Consider the following 16,730-nt stretch of genomic DNA (forward strand, 5'->3'; position numbering starts at 1 on the left):
CCCGTCCTCGGTCGGCTACATCCTACCGTAGGTGTTGGTCTGAGTGGCGATAGCCCGCAACCGCCCCGATGAGTTCCCCGAAGTGCCGTGCTGAGCGCCGGATACCTTGTAAGGCTCAAGGTGGCGGTGGATATCTGCGGTCAATTCCACTTGAATCCCTTGACCGCTGCTCTCTAAACCATGAGTGGTGCCGTTATTCAAAGCGATCCAGTCAGCAAAGATCCCATGAGCATTCATCCCCTGAATCAAGAACAAAGCGTCATCAACTGTGGACAGACCCTGATCCCCCTTGATCTCGCCGACCTCGGTCTCAAGCCCTGCCCACGAGGGAATGCACGAACTTAAAGCTATATTGGCCAGGAGGTTTTGATCATCCGGCATATGGGAGGCATCGATAGCGATAGAGGTGATCCCTGACTCAAAAAGAGTTGGGATTTCGCTTTTGGCAAAGGCTATATCCGACTCCTTCTTAATCCCGTAATGATCGGCATGAACTGCCACCGGCACCGTAATTCCCATCTCATTACAGGCCGCGTCAATCTGGAGCGCCATGTTCCAATAGTTTGTCGGGCAATACGCCTTGGCCCCGCCCTCGGAACGAGCAATTTCAATGATAATGCAGGCATTGGCCCGCTGAGCGGCCCGCAACACCCCACGGATAACAAAATTATTACGGCCATTGGCCGCTATGGTCATAGCCCCACCCTTAGCGATTAGCGCCCGGTCAATCACCTTGCCGCTGACAATCAATGCCTTGGAATTAGGAAAAAGTTTAACAATATTCGGCGGTCTGCCCACCTGTAACGCCCGTTGAAAATCAGCCATATCAAACTCTCCTTAATATAAGTTAATCGGGGAAATAGCCCCCCTCTTCAAGGTGCGAACGATTCATCATCCACACCTGATGAATCGGCTATAGGGCTTCCACCTCCCAACCTAACGTACAAAAAAAACTACACAAGTCAAAATATTCTCCACACTAGCGACAAAAAGACCGTCCTACACTCAAAAATCCAGCTGAAAACTATAGACATCATCCTCCAGATGACTGGTCACCATCAGTCCACACCGATTAAACACGGCCTGCATCTTTCTATTCTCACGTAAAACTTCGGCAGTAAACCCTGCAATCCCGCTCTGTTTGGCAATCACCACCAGGGCATCAAAGAGCAGTCGACCTATTCCTCGCCCCTGCCAATCATCACGGACCAAAAAAGCGACCTCGGCACGATTGGTCTTTTCATCCAGGTAATATCTTCCCACCGCAATAATGTCATCACCGTGGGCCTCAGGGATTGTCACCACCAACGCGACATTACTTCGATGATCAACATAGACAAAATCAAGAATCTGCTTAGCGCCGAATTGCTTGGTCCTGGTCATGAAACGGTGATACAGGGTCTCCTGCGAGAGTGAATAGACCAAATCCTTAATCCCCTGCTCATCGGTTGGCAAAATCGGTCGAAGAGAGACCTCGACCCCGCCGGGCAGAACCACACTCTTCTTCCGTTCACCAGCCGCCACCACAAAACCGGCCTGAACATGGGCATGTTCACCACGAATCAGCTTGGCCTCAATGGCCTCCTGAAACAACTGCTCCCTGAACTCGGGATGGGCAATGGAGATCAAGGCGAGCGCTCGTTCCTGCACCGTTTTGCCGTGAAGATAAGCAACCCCGAATTCACTGACCACGTAATGGACATCACCCCTGGTAATCCCAACACCGGCGCCAGGGCTGAGCCGGGCAACAATACGCGATGTCTGATTCTGCTCATCCAAGGCGGCAATGACCATGATGGCCTTCCCGCCTGGTGATCGAGCAGCGCCCCGGGCAAAATCTATCTGACCGCCGATGCCGGAATAAAATTTTTCACCAATCGAATCGGTACAGACCTGGCCTGTCAAATCTATCTCCATGGCCATGTTGATAGCCACCATTCGCTCTAAACGGCAAATAATGGCAGGGTCGTTAACATACTCGGTGGGCCTAAAGGAAAAGAGCGGGTTACGATCGACAAGGTCATACAACCGGCGAGTTCCCATACAGAATGAAGTGACGAGCTTACCTCGATCCAGAGACTTCTTGCGGCCGGTCAACACCCCCGCTTCAACCAGCTTGATGATGCTGTCAGTGATCATCTCGGTATGAAGACCAAGATCGCGCTTATCGAGAAGATGATTCATCACCGCCGGAGGAATCCGGCCTATCCCTGGAATCCGGCCCATCCCGAACTGGAGGGTATCGCCATCCTGAATCAAAGCGGCGATATGCCGGGCAATGGTATCCGTCGCCGGATGGGGCGGATTGGACACCCGCTCAAGAAGCGGGACGTCAATCGGCACCAGCACATCAAGATCATTGACATGGAGGAGGCTGTCCCCGTAAGTGTAAGGCATCTGCTCGTTAACCAGAGCGATGACCTGGGAGGCGTTTTCAGCGGCACTCTTGACAATATCCACTGAAATCCCGAGACTGACCCGTCCCCGTCGATCAGGAGGAGAAACCTGAATCAGAGCGACGTCGATCGGCATTCTGCCGGAATTGAATAACCCAGGGATATCGGAGAGATGAACCGGGGTATAATCACCAAAACCTTCCTGGATCTGATCCCTGACATTGTGACCGATAAAAAAACTGTTCACCCGAAAATGATCGGCAAACTGCTTGGCGGCGTACAACGCCTCTCCTTTAGTCAAAAGATGAATGATTTCGACATCAAGCAACTCATGGGCCCTGTCAGTCAAAGCCTGCACCAACTCCTGAGGCTCAGCGCAACCAGTGCCAATAAAGATCCGCTGCCCCGGACGGAAGGATCGCACCGCCTTCTTGGCAGTAGTGATCATGGACCGGTAGGTCTCCTGCCAGTTCGGGTCAAAAAAAGCGTTATCAGTGTTGATCATAAAGTCTCTGGTCATAACCGCTCAGGTTATCGGTTTACGGTTATCAGTTAACGGTTGATGATTTCTATAAATGATGGTCTCGCAAAAAGTCCGGGGATGCTAAGTCCGACTGGCTCCTAACTCCCTACTCGCAGATTGATCTTGGCATCGACCACCACCGGCTCGGTACCAAATTCGCAGACCAAGAGCGGATTGATCTCAATCTCTGCGATCTGCGGAAAGTCGGTGGCCAACTGACTGATTTTTTGCAGACAATGGGCAATGCTTGCCATATCGACCCCACCCTCCCCGCGAGTCCTGACCAGGATCTGGTACGATTTGGTATTTCTCAGCATGGTCATGGCCTCATCAAAGGTGATAGGAGCCAAATTAAAGGCCACATCCTTCATCACCTCCACATAGATACCCCCCAGACCGAACATCAGCATCGGCCCAAATTGGGGATCCCGATGCATTCCCATGATCACCTCCGGACCTCGGTCCAACATCTTCTCGATATAAATCCCGTCGATCCAGGCATCAGGGGCACGCTGGCTCATCCTGAGCATCATCAGATCAAAACCGTCCCGAATTCCCTGACGATTGGTGATATTGAGTCGAATCCCACCCATATCGCTCTTATGAACGATATCCGGCGACACGATCTTCATTGCCACCGGATAACCGATTCCCTCGGCATGCTCGATGGCTTCCTCCACGGTAGTGCTCAGGTGGCCAGGAGGCACCTGAAAATCATAGGCCTTAAGAATGTCCTTAGCCTTGACTTCGGCAATATGCAGACGATTGGTTCGGATCCGGCGAGAGATGATCCGCTCAACCCGACGCCGATTCACCTTAAAACGAGTAACCACCCGCGGCGGTCGATTGCGCCAGGCCACATACCCAACCATGGCCTTGAGCACGGCAACCGCTCCTTCTGGCGAATCAAAGGCAGGCACTCCTCCGTGAAACAACAAATCCCGAGTCGCGTTAGTATCACCTCCCAGCACACAGACAGAGAGAGGCTTCTGACCATGATTGCAGGAGACAATTGCCTGAGCAATGGCAAGGGTCTGATCCGCTGCGCCACGCCTGGCGATAATAACCACCACCGCATCGACATGACTGTCATTGACTGCCGCCTCAAGCGCCACCCGGTACCGTTCCGGCCCGGCATCGCCAAGAAGGTCCACTGGATTATAGATAGTGGCTGCATCCGGCAGTTCGGCCCGGAGAATGCTTGCCGCCGTCGCATCAAGATAACTGATCGCAAGTCCTGCCCGCTCTATGGCATCCACGGCCATAATCCCCGGACCACCGGCATTGGTCAGCACCATAATCCGCTTCCCCTTAGGCAGAGGCTGTAGACTAAACGAAGTGGCCAGGTCAAAAAGGGCGCTCATACTCTCCGCCCGGATCACCCCGGAACGCCGGAACGCGGCGCCATAAGCGGAATCTTGGCCAATCAACGCCCCAGAGTGAGCGGCAACCGCCTTTCGCCCGGACAGGGTAGTTGCAGCCTTCAACATGATCACCGGCTTACGACTGGTGGCATATTCCGCCGCTTTGACAAAAGCGTCACCGGCATTAATGCTCTCAAGATAGCCGATAATAACCTTGGTCTGAGGATCGAGGGCCAGAGCTCTGAGCAGATCAATCTCGGACAATTCCGCCTTGTTGCCAAGACTGACCATCTTGGCAAGGCCCAGCCCCACCCCAGCCAGACGCTCCAGAAAAAGTGCGCAGAGAGAACTGGACTGAGAGATCATCGAAATACCGCCAGGCTCAGGAAATGACTCGGTGTCAAAGGCAAAGAGCGAATGAGCAGTATTAATGACGCCAAGACAATTTGGACCTAAGAGTCGCACGTCACGAAGTCGGCACATCTCGGCAATCTGGGTCTCCATTTCAGCCCCAGCCTCACCCGCTTCCTTAAAACCCACCGACAGCACGATCACCGCTTTAGCCCCGGCGCCAATGGCATCACGGACAGCATCCCGGCACTGAGCGGCAGGAACGGCGATCAAGGCAAGATCGATCCTCCCTGCAAACTGAGAAATCCCAGGATAGCAGCGGAGCCCAAGCACCTCATCAGCCTTCGGGTTTACCGGCACCACGGTCCCGGCATACCCTCCCTGAATAATATTAGCCAGCAACCGGTGGCCGAAGGCGCCCTCACTGCGTGATGCGCCGATAACGGCAATGGTCTGAGGTTGAAACAGGGCGTCAAGCATGGGTAGTTTAATTCCTATTAGTGTAACCGATTAAATTTACAGAGGTTGCTCTGGCAGCATCGGGTCGACAACAAACCCAGCTTCTTCCAAGGCCCGGTGCACGGCCCGAAGGTTCATAGTATTGACCCGAACCGAGATAGTCTGAGAATGCTGACCAGGGACCATGCTCTTGCTGCGCACCACCCGGCTGAAATGGATATCATGTTCCTCCAAGGTGTGCACGATCCGGGTTAAAGGCCGGGGCTTGCCATCGTCCTTGACGCCGACCAGGACCGATCCCCGCTCGCCAAGACCAAAGAGCGTGGTATAGGCCATGATCAGATCACGAACGGAAAAAACTCCAATCACCTTGTGGTGGCTATCGATCACCGGCAAGGCGCCAACCTTGTGCCGATTAAGAAGGATCAGGGCATCGTCCAAGGTGGCATAGGATGAAAGAGAAACCACATCCTTACTCATGATCTCGCCAACCGGGGACTGACTGATTTTCCAAATCTCGTCCTTATGCTGCTTACCGGTATCGACACAGGAGGGGTAGGCCGAACGAATATCACGGTCAGTGACCATGCCAAGGAGACAACCATCATCCCCGACAACCGGCAAGTGCCGAAAATGTTTAGTCTCAAGGATTCCCTTCACTTCACCGATGGGAGTCTCAGGCCCGACCGTGACCGGGATCTTGGTCATGTAATGTTCAATATACATAGATCTCCTCCTCTTCTTTCATATTTGATGGCGTCGCAAAAAGCCCGATCTACTGCGTTGCAGCGCCCTTTTGCTTAGACATACCGTGACTTTTTGCGAGACCATCATATTTAGGCAAAGAAAAATCTTGGGTTACGCTTCGCTATTCCAACCTACAACCATCATTCACCGGCCAACCCGTCCACATAGGCCTCGGCACTCTGAGCAAGCGACTCAAGGTGATAGCCACCCTCAAGGATTGACACCACCCTGCCATGAAAAAGCTTAGCCCATTGCCGTGTCATCAGCCCCAAGGTTTTGTATACTCCTGTGGAGTAACAGAGTCCGGACATATCGTCATCCTGATGCCCGTCAAACCCGGCAGCCACCAACAGGGCATCCGGTCGGAATGACTCTATTGCAGGTCCAATCTTACTCTCGATAACCTCAAGAAGCATGGCATCATTGGCTCCCGGCGGCAGAGGGACATTCAAGGTCGTGCCCTTGCCAGGTCCATGCCCGCGCTCATCTCCAAAACCAGTGCCTGGAAAGCTGAAGGTCGGGTGCTCGTGGATACTGGCGTAGTAGACCTCCGGATCATGCTCGAAGGCGCTTTGGATTCCGTTGCCATGATGGGCGTCCCAGTCAATAATAAAAACTTTCCGGCGGCCATAGGCTTGCTGCCAGTAACGGGCGGCAATGGCAATATTATTCAGCAAGCAGAAGCCCAAGGCCGTGGACCGCTCGGCATGATGCCCCGGCGGCCGGACAGCACAAAAGATCGTCTCTGTCTCACCGCGCTCCACAAGATCAATGGCAGTAAGACCCGCAGCAGCCGACACCTGCGCCACATCAAAAGAATCGTAACATATCTGGTTATCATTGTGATCAATACTGATATGCCCGGAGAGACAGGCCTCTTCCAGTCGAAACAGATACGACTCATCGTGGATTGCCAGCAACTCGGCACGACTGATATCTCTTGGCGCAACGACCCGCATCCCAGCGGCAAAAGGACCTGCCTCAAAACAAGTCCGGATAGCGGCAATCCGCCCCGGCACTTCAGGATGCATCCCGCCACCGGTATCATGGTCGCGATAACAAGGATGATCAATCAGGATAAAAGGGTTTGCCATGGTCAGCCGAACTTCCTTTACTCACGGCAGCTAACGCCGCGAATCGGTTACATTGTGACAAAGGGGATATCACCAGAATAAATCCACGGTGGATCCGAGCAGCACATCTCCCAACTACTGAACTAAGGGACTCGGAAATTACCAATTTCCAAGTCCCTAAGCATAAAATTTGTAATCGTTCACCAGAAGCGTTGAACGTGCGGATTTCACCGGACTGTAAACGTTTGCCGGGCACCCCATCTGCTTTGTCAGCGGTCTGCTCATGTGCAACTAGCACACTTTGCAGACCGCTTTCGCGCATCTGGGGTGCCCGGTGAACGTTTACTAAAATTTCGCCCAACAATCTCCATAAACTACTCTACGGGAGAGACTATCCCAATGTCAAGCAAGAGACTGCCGATTTGTGACAACTTAAAATGCCAGGTTCTAGCATTTTGTCAATTACTTTTACAACAAAATTGCGTTGACTTTATAACACGACCAAGACATCATAGAAATGAGACCACCTTCATTCACGCCCCTGATCTCACTGATAAAAGGACCACACCGTTCGCCGAGATAACATGTCAAGAACCTTGAAGGGCAATCAATGACCTCCACGAACAATAGCGCCCCTGTATCGCATCCAATCCCCATCCGCCAGGGGATGCTGATCCTCCTTGCGGTCTGGACCGTCATTATCTCCGTCTCTCTCATCTGGACGATGTGTGACTTCCAACAGATGATCATTCAGCTTGCCACCATAGAGGCAAATGCCAGTTTTAACAATGACCTCAGTTACCGGCGATGGGCAGCCAAACAGGGCGGCGTTTATGTTGTCCCAAGCGCCTACACCCCTCCCAACCCCCACCTCAGCTTCCTCCCCAACCGCGACCTCACGACCACTGCAGGCGTGCACCTGACCTTGGTGAATCCGGCATATATGACCCGCCAGGTCCATGAGATGGCAAAAGAACTGTTCGAGACCAAGAGCCACATCACCAGCCTCAATCCAATCAGGCCTGAGAATGGTCCAGACCTCTGGGAACGGCAAGCGCTTGAGTCCTTTGCCAATGGGATCAACGAAGTATCATCGCAAGACACGACATCCGGCACTCCCTACCTCCGCTTCATGCGCCCCATCATCACCGAAAAGCCATGTCTCAAATGCCACGCACACCAAGGATACAAGACTGGAGATATCCGGGGAGGTATCTCCGTATCAGTACCCATGGGCAAGTATTACGCACTGCGAAAAGAGCGCTTCTCCCGCCTCATATTCTTACACCTTATCGTCTATGGTGTCGGCTGGGCCGGACTTGCGCTTGGCACTCGCCGGATACAGGCCAAAATCATCGAAAACGAACGTATCCAAGCAGACCTCAACACCAAAAAAAATAATCTCTCCCTGTTTCGCTCGCTAATAGACCAAGCCAATGACTCACTCTTCATCGTCGATCCAGACACCTCCAGGTTGCTGGATATTAACGAAAGGGCTGCCCATGTTCTTGGCTTCAAACAGAGACATCTGTTAACCAAGTCCGTCATGGACATTGATCCGACCTTCCCCGACATCCAAGCATGGAACGCCCATGTCCAAGAGATGAAAAACAGAGAGCAAATGACCATAAACAGCCATCACCGTTGCCAGGATGGCACTCTGATGCCAGTAGAGGTCACACTCCGCTATCTGACCCATGACCAGCAAGACTTTATCATTGCATCGTCCCGTGACATCACTGAACGCAAACTAAAAGAAATTGAACTGGAACAGTACCAAACTCAGCTTGAGACCATGGTCGAGGAACGCACGGCAGAGCTGCGAGGCAAGACCGTTGATCTGGAAATGAGTCAACAGGAACTGGAATCCGCCAACCTCAAATTACAAGAACTCGATCGTTTAAAATCCATGTTCATCGCCTCCATGAGCCATGAACTTCGCACGCCGCTTAACTCCATCATTGGCTTTTCGAGCATTCTCCTCGAAGAGTGGCCCGGACCGCTCAACCCTGAACAGAGAACCAACCAGGCCATCATCCTCAATAACGGCAGGCACCTGCTATCCTTGATCAATGACATCATCGATATCTCCAAGATCGAGGCAGGGATGCTCGAATCTCAGGACATGGAATTCGATCTCGATGAATTGATCGCCGAAACCACCATCAATTTCAGTCAAGAAGCTCACAACAAAGGCATCTCGCTGAACACCAACCCCTGTGCCTGCCGCCTGCTAACCGACCGACGTCGTCTCTTGCAATGCCTGATAAATCTGGTAAGCAACGCTGTCAAATTCACTGAACACGGCATGGTTAGCGTTTATGCAAAAAAACTGGCCGACAGCCGTATCGCCATTTCCGTCAATGACACCGGTATCGGTATCTCCACGGAAGACCAAGCCCGACTTTTCACCCCCTTCCTGCGCCTAGAACCATCCAACAACAAGTACCCCGGCACCGGTCTCGGCCTGTACTTGAGCCACAAACTGGCCAACGAAGTGCTTCAAGGCGACCTGACAGTCGTAAGCGCCCTGAACCAGGGCAGCACTTTTACCCTTATTATTCCAACCCGAAGGGCAAGGGGTGAAGTGGTGAAAAAAATTAGTAACTATCCACCTTCTGACCCAGAAAGATGCCGAAGCCCAGAACCGTAACTATTCAGCAGTGCCGCAGATGCTAGGCATCGGCCTGCGATGTGTGCTTTTCGCACATGAACAGGCCGATAACAACGCAGATGTGGCACTGCTGGACAGTTACAAAAATTAATGAAAATATTGCAAGGAGCGTGACCTCATGAAAAAGGTACTGCTGGTTGATGATCGCCCCGAGGATCGAAGACTCCTTCGCTTAATCCTTGAACATCAGAAACTCCAAGTCTCTGAAGCCACCGATGGCCTCAATGCCCTGGAACATCTCAAGACAGACACGCCCGATCTGGTGATCTCCGATGCCCTGATGCCAAAGATGGACGGTTTCACCCTGCTCAGGACCATGAAGAGCGATCCCGGTTTGAGCACAATCCCCTTTGTCTTCTACTCAGCCACCTACACCAGCAAGGACGAACACGAATTAGCCACCAAACTTGGCGCCGCCTCGTTCCTGACCAAACCATTAGAGCCGGCAACCTTATGGCGTCAACTCTCTGAGATCATAAAAAAACTAGGCGAGCCCCCTCCTGTCTCCCAGGAGACAATCAACAATAGCTCCGCATTACTAGAAACATATGCTGCCATGGTCGCGTCCAAGCTTGAACGTAAAGTCCACGAGCTGGAGGCAATTACCACCAAATGGGAGCGAACCTTCAACTCCTTGCACGACATCCTCACCCTCCTCGACACTGACATGCGCATTACTCAAGCCAACAATGCGGCAGGAGAGTGCTTCTCCACCCAACCTGAAAATCTTATCGGTAAATTCTGTTACGAGGTGTTCAGTGGCTGCAGCGAACCCTGTCCCAACTGCCCCATTGTTCTTTCCATTCAAGATCGGCAACCTCACTCCGGCATAATCACTCACAAGGCTCTCGGCAAAATTTTCTCTGTCAGCTCAGCCCCGGTTATTGGCAACAATAACGCTATTGAATACATCATCCATGTCGCAAGGGACATCACTATCCAAAAACGTCTGGAGGAAGACCTGTTTCAAAGCCACAAGATGGAAGCCATGGGTACCTTGGCCGGCGGCATCGCCCACGACTTCAACAATATCCTTGGCGCTATCCTCGGCTACGCAGAACTGACCCAGCAAAAACTTCTGGGTGGAGGGGAACGCCCCTTAGCAGAAATTAATGGGGTGATTGAAGCGGCCTTGCGGGCCAGAGAGCTGGTGTCACAGATCCTCAACTTCAGCCGCAAGGGCGGCACCCAGCAACTCGGGCCGATGAACCCCTCGCCAATGATCAAGGAGGCCTTGAAGTTCCTTCGCGTCTCCTTGCCAACGACCATGGCCATAGTCGACAAGATCAATTCCCAATCCGGGGTCATCCTCGCCGACCCCACCAAGATCCATCAGATCGTAATCAACCTCTGCACCAATGCCTTCCAATCCTTGCCCGATGAAAAGGGAACCATTACCATCACCCTGGAGCGCAGGGAATTGACCCGCAAAGACCTTGCCGCTCACCCGCGACTCACCCCTGGACCCTACCTCGAATTGACGGTTCAGGACACCGGCGCAGGGATAGCAGCAGACACCCTGCCTCATATTTTCGAGCCCTACTTTACCACCAAAGCGCGTGGCAGAGGGACGGGACTCGGCTTAGCTGTAGTCTATGGCATCGTTGACGCCTTAGGCGGAATAATCACTGTGGAAAGTGAGCCCGGCCACGGCACAACCTTCCGAATCTATTTCCAGGCCCTGCCTGATTCAAAAAATAAATCCATCAGCCAAGCTGCCAAACCCACCAGCCCGTCTCTCCCAACTTGCAATGCCCGAATCATGGTGGTAGATGACGACCCCATGATCGTGACCATGCTCCATAGCATCCTGGAACGACTCGGCCACCACGTGACACCCTTTCTCTCCAGCCTGGACGCCCTGACCGCCTTCACCTCCACCCCCAATGATTTCGACCTGTTGATCACCGACCAGACCATGCCGGGCTTGACCGGAGCCGAACTAACTGTAAGGGTTCGCGCCCTTCGGCCAAAACTACCGATCATTCTGTGTACCGGATTCAGCAACGTGCTGTCAGAAGATCAGGCAAAAGCCCTCGGCATCACCAGTTATCTGACCAAACCCATCACCATCAATACCTTAAGCGACACCGTGCAAGAGGCGCTCTCTATGGGCTGAGCATCAAACACTTGTGTAAACGTTCACCGGGCACCCCATCTGCTTCGCAGTCTCACAAACTCGCTTAGCTGTTAACGGCCTGCTCATGTGCAACTAGCACATTTCGCAGACCGCTTTATTGACCGACGAAGCGGGTCAATATAAATCGCGCAGGTAAGTGACCGTAGGGAGACTCCGGCTGGAGCACCCGGCAAACGTTTACAGTCCGGTGAAATCAGCACGTTCAACGCTTCTGGTGAACAATTACACACTTGTAAGGAAACTGCCTTGAGTTGACGGTGACCAGTTACCGGTGAACGTTTACAAAAAATCATGGTCTGCGATGAGGTCACCGTCAGCTATCAACCGTAAACCGATGCCTTCAGTCATTACCGGGTGGGGATGATTAACCATTAACCACAAGGTTGAGACTGGCAATTTCCGCCAGAGTTTGGTATCTCTCACTGAGATTTCAATACCCGACAAAAAACCACACGCCGAAACCCAGCAAAGCCGCCATCAGCGAGACCACAATGAAAAATATCCCCTTACGGGACAGGATTATCCTGGCCCTTGATGTTCCCGACCCAGAAACCGCAAAAAAACTGGTTCTAGCCACCGAATCAAAACTCGGCTTCTATAAAGTCGGGCTCCAACTGTTCATGGCGGACTGGTTTCACACCGTAGATTGGATTGTTGACCGCGGCCACAAGGTAATGGTTGACCTTAAATTTTTCGACATCCCCGAGACCGTCCACCTGGCAGTCAAACAACTTATGGCCCGCCGAGTCTCTTTAGCCACGGTTCATGGCAACGATGCCATTGTCAAGGCCGCCATGGATGCTACTCGCGACAAAAACGCAGACGAAAGCCTGAAAATCCTGGCAGTTACCGTATTGACCAGCTTCGGAGAAGACGACCTGCGGGCCATGGGCATGACCCAAAGCATCGAGGATCTCGTCTATTTTCGCGCCAAAAGGGCATTGGATCTGGGATGTGACGGGGTGGTTTCCTCGGGCCTCGAGGCTGAACGACTACGTAAGCAGTTAGGAGAAAAGCTCCTGATTGTCACCCCAGGCATCAGGCCAGGGGCCAACATCGCAGAGAACGACGATCAGAAACGGGTGATGAGCGCGGGTCAAGCCATTGCCGCCGGCGCCGATTATGTTGTCGTAGGACGACCAATCTCCAAGGCAGAAGATCCTGATCAAGTCATCACCACCCTCCAGGAAGAGATCCAGCAGGTAGTCGAAAGTCACAGTTGATGGCGTCGCAAAAAGTCCGATCTACTGCGTCCCCGTCCAACACCAGCGGGGATTGAACTAAATTACGTGGCGGTTTTGCTCGTTCGGCATACCATAATATGACAGCTAAGCGAGTTTGCGAGACTGCGAAGCAGATGGAGTGCCCGGTGAACGTTTACTGCAGATACGCGAAAATCTCTGCCATGATCATCACCGGATCAATGGGTTTTTCGATATGGGCGTTGCACCCTGCCTGTAGAAAACGCTCCCGATCACCAGTCATGGCATGGGCCGTAACCGCAAGGATCGGCACCTTGGCGCACGCTTCAGACTGGCGTATCCGCCTGGTTGCCTCCACTCCATCAATTCCAGGCAACTTGATATCCATCACAATAAGATCAGGCCGCTCGCGCACCGCAAGATCGACCCCTTCCTCCCCTGTTCTTGCCTGAAGGATACGGCACCCCATCTTCTTGATAATGCAGGCCATCAGATACAAATTCGCTTCGTTATCATCAACCACCATGACTGTCTTCATCCCCTCTCCTCAGTTTCCTTGACTGGCAGACTTAAGGTAAAAATACTCCCCTTACCAAATTTGCTCTCCACCACAATAGTCCCTCCCAGAAGATCCGACAATTTTTTCGACAAATAAAGCCCGAGACCTGTACCTTCATGTTTCACCTCTCCATCCGTAGAGATCTGACTGAAAGACTGAAAGAGTTTACCCATGTCCTCCTGCCTGATCCCCACCCCGGTGTCACAAACCGCAACCGCAACCTGTTGCCGAACCGAACTGAGGGTAACGGATACGGACCCGGACTCAGTAAGCTTGACAGCGTTACCAATCAAATTGACCAAAATCTGCCGCACCCGGCAAATATCACTGTGAATCATAAACTGGGACGGCCCCTCGAAGATCAGACGTAGCGACTTCTGGTCCGCCGTAACCTGAAAAGTAGCAAAAACCTCACGCACGGTCTGAGCCAAGTCAAAATCATCCCAACGAATATCAATCTTACCGGCCTCAATTTTACTTAAATCAATAATATCGTTGATCAGATCAAGCAAATGCAGCGAACTTGACTTGACCATAGCCAGCTGCTTTTTCTGCTCTTCATTCAAATCCCCGGCAAGTCCCATGATCAAGATGCTGGTAAAGCCAATAATTGAGTTAAGCGGCGTGCGAAGTTCATGACTCATGGAGGCGATGAACATGGATTTCAGCCGATCAACCTCCGCCAACTTGAGGTTGACTAACTCTAATTCAACCTTTTCCTCCGCCACCCCTTCGATCAGCTCATGGGCCTGGCGCAACTCACAATTACGTTGCCGAACCTTACGGGCCTCGATCCCATACTTCAAGAGAATCACGCCCGTCAAGACCACAAGCGGCGTCATCATCGGCAAGAGAGGCGACACAAAAAGCCCCTTTACCATCAACAACTCGCGACAGATCCAATAACTCCCGACACTTGCCACTGCCACCATGATCCCTGATACCACGGCCCCTGTCCGGCTGAGAAACAGGCTGCTCAACACCCCCAACACAGCAATGACCACCAATTCTGTACCACGAGCCCAGCCTGGCTGGGAGATAAAAGCGCCCGACAGAAGAGTATCAATGATATTGGCATGCACCTCCAAGGCAGAGAGGGACCGCCCATACTGCACCTGATGAATATCACCCAAGGCCTTGGCCCAAGCGCCAACCACGACGATTTTGCCAGAGAGAGAGGGCAGTCCGGCTGCTCCACTCAACACTGCCTTGGCAGAAATATAGGGAAAGGGGGCATCGCGAGGACGAAAGTTGATATTAAGATTCCCTTGCCTATCTAAAGGGATAGCCCGTTCTTCCCATTGCAGGATAGTTTCCCCCATATCCTGCCGCAGACAGAACGTTCGCTCCGGGGATGACAATAAAGCCGCACCCAGGGCCAAAGAAGGATAATAGTGACTCCCCTGCCGAATCAATATCGGCGCCCGTCGAAGAATGCCGTCAATATCATGCCTGATATTGGTAAATCCTTCAACCGCTACGGCGGTCAGCGCCGGAATGCTGCGAAGCACTCCAGTCGGCTCGGGCCATACTCCTTCCCCAACCCGACCCACCACCACCAACTTAGCGGGGACATTAGGGGAACCGGTCTCCTGATAGGATGATTTTTCTGAAAAATCAAAGTAACACCCAATAATGGCAGGTCCCTTTTTAAGTGCTGCGGCCAGCGCCTGTGAATTACTGTCCGGAGTTGCCCCTGAGGGGCCAGCCGCTCCTACCACACCAAAATCCCGCTGCCGTTCGGCCATGATGACGTCAGGTGAAGTACGATCCGCCTCCGGCATCAGGACATCAAGGGCGATGACCTCCGCTCCCAATTGATGAATCCTCTCCAGCAGGCGGGCCACGCGATACCGTGGCCATGGCCATTGACCATAAGCGGCCAGGCTCTCCTCATCGATACCCACAATGACCGTGGCATCGTGCCGCGACGAAGAAGGGCGATCACTGAGCATATGATCGTAAAGACGCAGCTCGGCCTGGCGTATCCACACAGGTGAAACTGCCAGAAGAGAGAACATACAGAGAGTCAACAGAAATCCAGCGGCAATCAACAGGCCGCCACCATCCCAAAGAGGCAACAACAACGGACGGATCGAAGATGAAGATGCCTCTGACTCTGAATCTGACATGACCGGCCTAACGGGCAATGACCTCTACCCGACGATTTCTGGGCTCAGCAACCCCGTCCGGCACCAGAATCAGAGGATTCCCCTTACCGTGAGAAGATACCTCCACGATCGAGGAATCAACCCCATCTGCCACCAGCAGATCCTTAACCCGGGTAGCACGCTCCAGGGAGATAGCGTCATTAATCTGAATCGAGCCCACCGAATCACTATGACCGCTGATTCTAACGCTGATGGCGCCTCGCCGCTTGATCGCCGCCACAATATCGGCAATCGCGGACTGAGACTCGGCGGCAAGAGCTGCGCCGCCGGTCTCAAAGAGAAGAGTAAATTTTTCCGACGGCAGCGGCTCCACCCCCAGCGCCTCACCGAAGGTCGTTTCAATGTACTTAGGATCCGCCGTAGCCACCGGCGAAGGAGGGGCCGACTTGCCGGCAAGATGGGTCACATCCCTTGCTTTTTCAAGACGCTGCGCCCCGCCTTCGGTGATCACCTCCGCCTTGCCGACATGACCGTCAGGATCAGCCACAAGGACAACAGCATGTTTGGTTGCACAGCCGGTAAGCACCGACAACATAAGCATCATGGCCAGCAGGCCGCCTGTAAGGTATCGCATGGAGAGTCTCCTTTAGGATTCGGGTAACGGGTTATTCCCTAACATCAACCAGAAGTTTTGTCCCACGTACAGCTATAGTGCCATCGGGAATTTCCAAACGCACAGCCTCTGGGGCAAGTTTAGCCATTATTCCGGAAATATAAGAAAATGTGCCTTTCAGCATCCGCAACACCAGAGAGAATCTGCCCTCTTTAGGGAAAAAGTCGCACTCCGTGATGATGAATTCACTCTCAGCCCCCATTGAGATGGTGGTATCATCCTCCAAAACGACACCCATCGCGCTGCCTTTGGCCGTTTGGATCAGGTCACCACGATACACCTCCCCGCCTGGGGCAGCAGCCAGCGCCTGACCGCCACGCTGAATGGTAGCCGACCCCTTCAAAGTCTGAATCAGGCCGATCCTAACGCCAGTCTCTGCGTAGGCCTGAGGAGCATAAAAGAAAATAACCAACAACAGACCACAAAGTTTTACCTTCATATCCCCCCCTTTCATTAAA

The 16,730-nt window shown here is 52.8% G+C and carries 12 protein-coding genes; 3 read left to right on the plus strand and 9 right to left on the minus strand.

Features of this window, described 5'->3' with window-relative positions; genetic code table 11:
• Nucleotides 1-15: 15 nt before the first annotated feature.
• The 5 genes from FP815_14710 to FP815_14730 form a co-directional block, all read right to left on the minus strand.
• The gene (locus FP815_14710; protein MBA3016179.1) at nt 16-825 is read right to left on the minus strand and encodes a class II fructose-bisphosphate aldolase; all 810 of its coding nucleotides are present in this window, start codon (nt 823-825) and stop codon (nt 16-18) included.
• 180 nt (nt 826-1,005) lie between these two features.
• Nucleotides 1,006-2,901 carry a GNAT family N-acetyltransferase gene (locus FP815_14715; protein ID MBA3016180.1) on the minus strand — a complete coding sequence of 632 codons (1,896 nt, stop codon included), beginning with the start codon at nt 2,899-2,901 and terminating at the stop codon, nt 1,006-1,008.
• A gap of 116 nt (nt 2,902-3,017) precedes the next feature.
• Nucleotides 3,018-5,114 (minus strand): CoA-binding protein, encoded by a 2,097-nt coding sequence (locus tag FP815_14720; protein MBA3016181.1) that lies wholly within the window; start codon nt 5,112-5,114, stop codon nt 3,018-3,020.
• Nucleotides 5,115-5,150: 36 nt separating this feature from the next.
• On the minus strand, nt 5,151-5,819 hold the full coding sequence (locus FP815_14725; protein ID MBA3016182.1) for a CBS domain-containing protein: 669 nt from the start codon (nt 5,817-5,819) through the stop codon (nt 5,151-5,153).
• A gap of 161 nt (nt 5,820-5,980) precedes the next feature.
• Nucleotides 5,981-6,934, minus strand: coding sequence for a histone deacetylase (locus FP815_14730; GenBank protein MBA3016183.1), 954 nt, complete (start codon nt 6,932-6,934; stop codon nt 5,981-5,983).
• A 589-nt stretch (nt 6,935-7,523) separates the two neighbouring features.
• Between FP815_14730 and FP815_14735 the strand changes: the two genes are divergently transcribed.
• From FP815_14735 to pyrF, 3 genes are all read left to right on the plus strand, one after another.
• Entirely contained in the window at nt 7,524-9,566 is a 2,043-nt protein-coding gene (locus FP815_14735) for a DUF3365 domain-containing protein (protein ID MBA3016184.1), read from the plus strand.
• Nucleotides 9,567-9,705: 139 nt separating this feature from the next.
• A complete protein-coding gene (locus tag FP815_14740) occupies nt 9,706-11,706 on the plus strand; it encodes a response regulator (GenBank protein MBA3016185.1) in 2,001 nt (666 codons plus the stop codon).
• A 512-nt stretch (nt 11,707-12,218) separates the two neighbouring features.
• On the plus strand, nt 12,219-12,950 hold the full coding sequence (gene pyrF / locus FP815_14745) for an orotidine-5'-phosphate decarboxylase (protein MBA3016186.1): 732 nt from the start codon (nt 12,219-12,221) through the stop codon (nt 12,948-12,950).
• A gap of 154 nt (nt 12,951-13,104) precedes the next feature.
• Here the strand turns inward: pyrF and FP815_14750 are convergent, their stop codons facing one another.
• The 4 genes from FP815_14750 to FP815_14765 are packed head-to-tail and all read right to left on the minus strand — an operon-like array spanning nt 13,105 to nt 16,711.
• Nucleotides 13,105-13,467 (minus strand): response regulator, encoded by a 363-nt coding sequence (locus tag FP815_14750; GenBank protein ID MBA3016187.1) that lies wholly within the window; start codon nt 13,465-13,467, stop codon nt 13,105-13,107.
• Nucleotides 13,464-15,620, minus strand: coding sequence for a CHASE2 domain-containing protein (locus tag FP815_14755; GenBank protein ID MBA3016188.1), 2,157 nt, complete (start codon nt 15,618-15,620; stop codon nt 13,464-13,466). The genes FP815_14750 and FP815_14755 overlap by 4 nt, the downstream gene beginning before the upstream one ends.
• Nucleotides 15,621-15,627: 7 nt before the next feature.
• Nucleotides 15,628-16,233, minus strand: coding sequence for an OmpA family protein (locus FP815_14760; GenBank protein MBA3016189.1), 606 nt, complete (start codon nt 16,231-16,233; stop codon nt 15,628-15,630).
• Between the two features lie 31 nt (nt 16,234-16,264).
• A complete protein-coding gene (locus FP815_14765) occupies nt 16,265-16,711 on the minus strand; it encodes a FecR domain-containing protein (protein MBA3016190.1) in 447 nt (148 codons plus the stop codon).
• Between the last annotated feature and the right edge of the window lie 19 nt (nt 16,712-16,730).

This window comes from Desulfobulbaceae bacterium (assembly GCA_013792005.1).
GTDB lineage: Bacteria > Desulfobacterota > Desulfobulbia > Desulfobulbales > VMSU01 > VMSU01.